We start from the raw sequence: 8,081 nt of genomic DNA, 5'->3' as shown, positions 1-8,081 counted from the left end.
CTTAAATTATCAAATAAATTATTGATATTTTAACATCATAATATTAAATGTAGATTCATCATTTTCATCATTGCTGTGTTAAGATGCCTCAAAAATTAGATATTCTTTTTCCATAATAAAAATTTATAAATTTTCAAAAATTTGTAACATTTGAAATATTTGATGATTTAGACCCTAAATATCTTAGTTCAACAACTAGAAAAAGGTACTATAACTCATCATGTACTAATAGACATAAAAAAAAGAAGCCATCTATTTAAAGATAGATTGGCTTCATTACTTTAATTAATGATTTTATTTAGCGTTTAACAAAACTTTATGTGATGCATTCACACGGCCTTGCTTGTCTATTTCCGTTACTTTAACTTGTAACGTATCTCCGATTTTAAGAACATCTTCAACTTTATTAATACGTTCATTTGCAATTTGAGAAATATGAACTAAAGCATCTTTACCAGGGAATAGTTCTACAAAGGCTCCAAATTTTTCAATACGTTTTACTTTACCATCGTAAACCTGGCCTACCTCTGCTTCACGTACAATACTTTCTATCCACGCGCGTGCTTGGTTAATCATCTCTTGTTCTGTTGAACCAATATAAACCGTACCGTCTTGTTCGATGTCTAATTTAACACCAGTGGCGTCGATAATCTCATTAATTTGTTTACCACCAGGTCCAATGACATCTCTAATTTTTTCTGGTTTAATTGTCAAAATCTCTACTTTTGGTGCATATGCACTCAACTCTGGGCGTGGTTGTTCAATGGTTTGAAGCATATGGTCTAAGATTGCTAAACGACCTTGACGTGCTTGTTCAAGCGCTTCTTCAATGACTTCTTTTGTAAGACCATCAATTTTAATGTCCATTTGAATTGCAGTGATACCTTCTTGAGTACCTGCTACTTTAAAGTCCATATCACCTAACGCATCTTCCATACCTTGAATATCTGTTAAAATCGTATAACTCTCATCACGTGTTACAAGCCCCATTGCAATACCAGCGACAGGTGCTTTAATCGGTACACCTGCATCCATTAACGCAAGTGTAGATCCGCAAATTGATGCTTGTGATGATGAACCGTTAGATTCTAAAACTTCACTCACAATACGAACCGTGTAAGGGAATGTTTTTTCATCTGGAATAATATATTTTAAAGCACGTTCACCCAAAGCACCATGTCCTATTTCACGACGTCCCGGTGCACGTACAGGGCCTGTTTCGCCAACTGAAAAGTTTGGGAAATTGTAGTGGTGCATAAAGCGCTTATGTTCTTCTTCGCCTAGGCCATCGATAATTTGGTATTCAGAAATAGAACCTAGCGTTAATACAGATAGCGCTTGTGTTTGTCCACGTGTAAATAGTCCTGAACCGTGCGCACGTGGTAATAAACCAACTTCCGAAGACAATGGTCGAATTTCATCCGGTTTTCGTCCGTCAGGTCTTACTTTTTCATCTGCAATAAGACGACGCACTTCTTCTTTAATTAATGCGTTAACGATTTGGTTTACTTCTTGAATTAAAGCCTCATTTTCAGGATCTTCTTCATTGAGGTATTCAGCAATAATTGCTTCTTTAGCTGCATCCAAATTCGCTTCACGCTCTTGCTTATCAACAGTTTGAATTGCTTGATAAAGTTGATGCACTTCTGCTTTCGCTTTAACAGAATCAATTAAAGTTTCATTTTTTTCTGGTGGAACAAATTCATGTTTTTCCGGTTGAATATGCGCAATAATTTCTTCTTGGAACGCACATAAACGTTGAATTTCTTTATGTCCAAATAAAATCGCATCTAACATTTCCGCTTCTGAGATTTCACTTGCACCCGCTTCAACCATGTTAATAGCGTCTTTATGTCCAGCCACTTCAAGGTCTAAACGTGAGACGGCTTGTTGTTCTAAGCTAGGATTTATCACATATTCACCATCTACATATCCTACATTGACACCCGCAATCGGACCTTGGAATGGAATATCAGACACGCTCAGTGCCATAGATGAGCCTATCATTGCTGCCATTTCTGGTGAACAATTCGGATCAGCACTTAATACCATGTTCATAATTTGAACATCATGTCGATACCCATCTGGGAAAAGTGGACGAATTGGACGATCAATTAATCGTGCAGTTAATGTGGCTTCATCTGCAGGACGACCTTCACGTTTTTTAAATCCACCAGGAATCTTACCCGCAGCATACATTTTTTCTTCATAGTTCACTGTTAATGGGAAGAAATCACCATCGCGTGGCTCCTTAGAGGCTGTTGCAGTAGATAAAACTACTGTATCTCCATAACGTACGAGCACTGCACCGTTCGCTTGCTTTGCGAGTTGACCTGTTTCAATTGTTAACGGTCGATTGGCCCACTCCGTTTTAAATACCTTTTTTTCTTGAGACATGCGTTATCTCCTCTCCTACTTCTCTATACATTTCTAATATATTTCAATCTTATTATAGCTTACGATATAAACACGTTACAAACGCTTTATGAATCTATTGATGTTTACGCTTATAGTAAAAAAAGAAAGAAACCAAAGCCTGGCCTCTTTCTTTCAATGTAAAACACATTAACGACGGATACCTAATGACTTAATAAGTTCACGGTAACGTTGAATGTCTTTTTCACGTAAATAGTTTAATAAATGGCGACGACGACCTACCATTTTTAATAAACCACGACGAGAATGGTGGTCTTTTTTATGTGTACGTAAGTGTTCGTTTAATGCAGTAATTTCTGCAGTTAACACAGCGATTTGAACTTCTGGTGAACCAGTGTCAGATTCGTGTGTACGGTATTGTTGAATTAATTCGTTTTTACGTTCTTGTGAAATTGCCATTTGTCAATTTCCTCCTTTAATTTGTTTAAAATGCCTTAATCCGAGTGAGGCGTCGGAGTCTCAACCTACCAAGACTAAGGTCGTAAGTCTTTACTTACAGACCTTATATATTATAAGGTACATCATCACCAAAATCAACAGATAATAAATATTTTGCACGTGCTTTATCTTGATTCATTTGTGCTACAAGCGGATCGATGCCGTCAAATTTCAATTCAGGACGCAAATAATGATGCCAATAAAGTATCACACGTTCACCATAAATATTTTCATCAAAATCAAATATATTGACTTCGATTACCACTTGAGGCAAATCATCATGGAACGTCGGTTTCACTCCTACATTGCAGACACCTCTATAAATCTTATCACTGGAACCAATCTTCATACTCACTGCATAAACGCCTTTGGTAGGTAATAAGTAATCATCGCTAGGTTGTATATTAGCTGTTGGAAAACCAATTGTACGTCCACGTTTCTCTCCTTGAACGACAGTTCCTTTAATTTGATAGCGGTATCCTAATTGTTCATTGGCTTTTAGCAAATCACCTTTTTTTAAAGCCTCACGTATCGCAGTCGTAGAAATCTTTTCATTATCAATATCCTGTTTACCCACAGTGATACATTCAAATAAATCTCGATATTCTTGTAACATTGCCATATTACCTTTACCATACTTACCAAAAGTAAAATCAAAGCCAGCAACAATCACTTGTGCTCTATTTTTCAATAAATAATCTTTTACAAAAGCTTCTGAAGATACTTCTGCAAAACGTGAAGAAAAATTAACAACTAAGCAATAATCAATATCATATTGACGTAAAAGATTAAGTTTATCATCTAAAGGGGTTAAATATGTTGTGCGCTTTTGTTTAGGATTTAAAACCACAGAAGGATGTGGGTCGAATGTCATAACTGCTTTTTTTAAATGACGCGCTTTAGCCACCTCATCCAATTTATTCATTAATGCTTGATGTCCACGATGAAGGCCATCAAAAAATCCTAATGCAATTGCAATATCGTCTTGAATATATTGCTCAGGTTGAATGGGATGCGTAATTTCTATAACTTCCATATACCTATGCTCCTTTAGTTAAACACCTTTTTCGGTTTAATTTCAGCGTGATTCGACGGATGTAGTTCATATATCGCTAACACATCATTTGTCGATTCATCAACGAAGACAATTTGTGAATCATGTGGAAAATTAAATAAATGCCTTTTAAATTTTTGGCCATTAAGTATCCGTGATTTCAAATCTTCTTGTGAAACGTTTACAATCGGCAAAGCTTTTAAACCATATAGCATCGGCAATAACGCATCTGATAATGTACCATCTTCATGCATTTCAGCTATACGGTCTAGTGATAAAGCTTGATCAATATGGAAACCACCACTATCTGTCCGAGTTAAGCGAGACATATGCGCTGGATAATTTAAACACTTACCGATATCCGTGGCAAGCGTTCGAATATACGTTCCTTTACCACATGCCACTTCTATATTAAATGTAGCACATTCTTCTTTAAAAGTGACATCATTCAATCGTTTTATATACTGAATGTGAACCTTTCTGGATGGACGATCAACCGTTTGTCCTTGTCGCGCATACTCATATAGCTTTTTCCCATTTACTTTCACTGATGAATACATCGGAGGTACTTGTGTTATCTCACCGACAAATTTTTCTAAAATATGATCGATTTGATTGTTTGTCAAAGCGTGGTGCGCTACAGCACGTTGCGCAATTATCTCTCCAGTTTGATCCTCAGTCGACGTCGCACTACCTAAAGTCACTTCAGCGATATAAGTTTTCCCCATATCCATGACATAATCGCTTACTTTTGTTGCCTGACCGATACAAATTGGAAGTACACCATCTACTTCAGGATCAAGTGTCCCTGTATGGCCAACTTTTTTGGTCTTTAATATTTTTCGTAATTTAAAAACAACATCATGACTCGTTAAACCTCTAGGCTTATATACTGGTAATATACCGTGATACATCGCATTCACCTCACTCATAAAAAAACTAGGATACGGTCGACATCAAATCCGTAACGTATCCTAGTATGACACTTTAATCTTTTTTGTGTAAATCTTGAATTAATTGTTCAATTCGATTACCGTATTCAATGGATTCATCATATTCAAATTGCAACTCCGGGACGATACGTAGGCGCATACGTTGACCAATTTCAGATTTAATAAATCCTTTTGCTTTTTCTAACCCTTTAAACGTATCTTCGCGCTCTTTATCGCTACCAAGCACCGTACAATACACTTTGGCTAATGACAAATCATTCGTAGGTTGTACATCTGTAATCGTTAAAAATCCTACGCGTGGATCTTTTAATTTATTATTAATGATGTCCATTAATTCTTTTTTCATTTGTTCGCCAACACGTTCAGCTCTCATATTCATATTTTTCACCTCTTTTTGTATCACGTTCGATGTCTTTCCTTATTTTCGTATTATAAAGGACTTTGAAAAATTCCGTCAATGAGCAATCCTCTCTTACTCAATCTTTAAAAACAAGGACATTGAAAAAATGTTGATCGATATCTTGAAATACACATCCCAGAAACCCATCACGCTCATGTTTCGGTTGAACAAGTGTTCCACCAGCTTCAGTGATACGAATGATTAAATTATCTAAATCTTTTTCACTAGTTACGGAAAGCGAGATTAATACATCTTGACCGGTCACTTCTTGTTGTAAATAAGAACGAAAAGTAGGGTGTTCGACAAACATAATAGGAGAGGACGCACCTACTTTTATACCAAACATATGGCCCACCTGTTCAGGTCTTTGCATGATTTCAAAACCTATAGCTTTGTAAAATGCCATACTTTTCTTTAAATCTTTGACAGCTAAATTGAACCACATATTTGTCATTAACATCATTGCACCTCTCGATTGAAATTGAAAGTCAATTTTGTAATATTTCTTTTCAAATATTTAGTTTATACTATCGTATTTATCACCATGATACCCTATATCACTCTACTTAAGCCCTTGGATTACAACGTAAAATAAGGGGACGGACATCCAGTGTACTCCGTCCCCTTATTCAAAACTAAAACATGTAGATTTTAATTTTATCGCTCAACTTCAACCATTACGTAAGCTTCAATAATATCGCCTTCTTTAATATCATTGAATTTTTCAATCGTAATACCACATTCATATCCTTGTGCGACTTCTTTAGCATCATCTTTGAAACGTTTTAATGTGTCTAATTCACCTTCGAATAAGACAACACCATCACGAATAATACGCACGCCAGAATCACGTGTGATTTTACCATCTGTGACATAACTACCTGCGATTGTACCTACTTTAGAAACTTTAAATGTTTGACGTACTTCAGCTTGTCCAATGACTTTTTCTTCATATTCAGGGTCAAGCATACCTTTCATCGCAGATTCAATTTCTTCAATTACATTGTAAATCACGCGATGTAAACGCATGTCGACATTTTCAGCTTCAGCCGCACGTTTAGCACCTGCATCAGGACGTACATTAAAACCAATAATGATACCGTTAGAAGCGTTCGCTAAAGTAACGTCTGATTCGTTAATTGCACCTGTCGCCGTATGGATAATACGTACATTGACACCTTCAACATCGATTTTCATTAATGATGCTGCAAGCGCTTCGACAGAACCTTGCACGTCACCTTTAATGATCACATTTAAATCTTTCATTTCACCTTGTTTCATTTGTTCAAACAAGTTATCTAATGATACATTTTTACTTTCTTGACGTTGTTGTAAAATGCTTTGCTGTTCACGCGCTTCACCAATACGACGCGCTTTCTTCTCATCTTTAAAGACAACGAAGCGATCACCTGCTTGCGGCACATCATTTAAACCAGTAATTTCAACAGGAGTAGATGGACCAGCAACTTTTATACGCTTACCAAGATCGTTCACCATAGCACGCACTTTACCGTGTGTGTTTCCTACAACAATCGCATCACCCACATGAAGTGTTCCGTTTTGAACGAGTAATGATGCTGCTGGACCACGTGATTTATCTAATTCTGCTTCAATCACTGTACCTACTGCAACTTTATCAGCATTGGCTTTTAATTCTTGAACCTCAGCTACAAGTCCAATCATTTCTAGTAAGTCATCGATACCTTCGCCACTTAATGCTGATAGTGGTACGAAAATCGTGTCGCCACCCCAGTCTTCAGGAATGAGGTTGTATTCTGTTAACTCTTGCATTACACGATCTGGGTTCGCTGTTGGTTTATCAATTTTGTTTACAGCAACAATAATTGGCACTTCTGCCTCTTTTGCATGGTTAATGGCTTCAATCGTTTGTGGCATCACACCATCGTCAGCTGCGACAACTAAAATCGTGATATCTGTCACTTGTGCTCCACGTGCACGCATTGTCGTAAATGCGGCGTGACCTGGTGTGTCAAGGAAAGTGATTTTCTTATCATTGTTTTCAATTTGATAAGCACCGATATGTTGTGTAATACCGCCTGCTTCTCCTTCAGTTACACGTGTATTTCGAATAGAGTCAAGGAGTGTTGTTTTACCATGGTCAACGTGACCCATAATTGTAACGACAGCTGGTCGTTCAGATGCATCAGCATCATTTTCCACATCTTCAAAATAAATCGTTAAGTCATTATCATCTACGACGACTTCTTCTTCTAATTCAACACCATAGTCAGAAGCAACTAGCTCTAACGCTTCAATATCAAGTGATTGGTTGATATTTGCCATGATACCTAATAAGAATAGTTTCTTAATAATTTCTGATGAATCAACACCTAATTTATCTGCTAATTCACCAACTGTGATACCTTCAGTATACGTAATTTTAGATGGCATTTCCTTTGGTTCTGGTGTAGGTGCTGCTTGTTTTTGTTTTTGATTACGGTTTTGCTTATTATTTTTATTATTACGCTTATTATTCTTATTATGTTTGGCATTACCGTTATTTTTAGAAGGATTGTGTTGCTTTTTATGATTTTGCTTCGGTTGTTCTTTCTTTTGACCACCTTGTGGTGTCTGATTTTTTTTAGATGATGACTGCTCTTTAGATGTGTTGTCTTTTTTAAATGCTTTGTCTAATGTTTTCACATGATCATTTTCTAATGTTTGCATGTGGTTGGATACTTCTACGCCAGATTTTTTTAATTCGTCAATGACATCTTTACTTTTTATATTTAATGATTTGGCATATTCATAGATTCTTTGTTTACTCATTGAACCACTC

The 8,081-nt window shown here is 36.5% G+C and carries 7 protein-coding genes; all 7 read right to left on the bottom strand.

Annotated features, from left to right (window positions below; genetic code table 11):
* Nucleotides 1–294: 294 nt before the first annotated feature.
* Nucleotides 295–2,397: a polyribonucleotide nucleotidyltransferase gene (pnp, locus tag CD172_RS09225; protein ID WP_103346172.1), complete on the bottom strand. Its 2,103-nt coding sequence runs from the start codon at nt 2,395–2,397 to the stop codon at nt 295–297.
* A gap of 168 nt (nt 2,398–2,565) precedes the next feature.
* A complete protein-coding gene (rpsO, locus tag CD172_RS09220; RefSeq protein ID WP_037564639.1) occupies nt 2,566–2,835 on the bottom strand; it encodes a 30S ribosomal protein S15 in 270 nt (89 codons plus the stop codon).
* A gap of 103 nt (nt 2,836–2,938) precedes the next feature.
* Nucleotides 2,939–3,910 carry a bifunctional riboflavin kinase/FAD synthetase gene (locus CD172_RS09215; RefSeq protein WP_060550919.1) on the bottom strand — a complete coding sequence of 324 codons (972 nt, stop codon included), beginning with the start codon at nt 3,908–3,910 and terminating at the stop codon, nt 2,939–2,941.
* A 14-nt stretch (nt 3,911–3,924) separates the two neighbouring features.
* Nucleotides 3,925–4,842, bottom strand: a complete 918-nt coding sequence (gene truB / locus CD172_RS09210) for a tRNA pseudouridine(55) synthase TruB (protein ID WP_103346171.1) — start codon at nt 4,840–4,842, stop codon at nt 3,925–3,927.
* A 73-nt stretch (nt 4,843–4,915) separates the two neighbouring features.
* Entirely contained in the window at nt 4,916–5,260 is a 345-nt protein-coding gene (gene rbfA / locus CD172_RS09205; protein ID WP_037564645.1) for a 30S ribosome-binding factor RbfA, read from the bottom strand.
* A 97-nt stretch (nt 5,261–5,357) separates the two neighbouring features.
* Nucleotides 5,358–5,741, bottom strand: coding sequence for a VOC family protein (locus tag CD172_RS09200; RefSeq protein ID WP_103346170.1), 384 nt, complete (start codon nt 5,739–5,741; stop codon nt 5,358–5,360).
* Between the two features lie 197 nt (nt 5,742–5,938).
* On the bottom strand, nt 5,939–8,071 hold the full coding sequence (gene infB, locus CD172_RS09195; protein ID WP_103346169.1) for a translation initiation factor IF-2: 2,133 nt from the start codon (nt 8,069–8,071) through the stop codon (nt 5,939–5,941).
* Between the last annotated feature and the right edge of the window lie 10 nt (nt 8,072–8,081).

Origin of the sequence: Staphylococcus agnetis, from assembly GCF_002901865.1 — a bacterium.
In the GTDB taxonomy this organism is placed as follows: domain Bacteria; phylum Bacillota; class Bacilli; order Staphylococcales; family Staphylococcaceae; genus Staphylococcus; species Staphylococcus agnetis.
The sequence above is the reverse complement of the archived record's forward strand: the minus strand, read 5'-3'. Positions and strand labels throughout refer to the sequence as shown.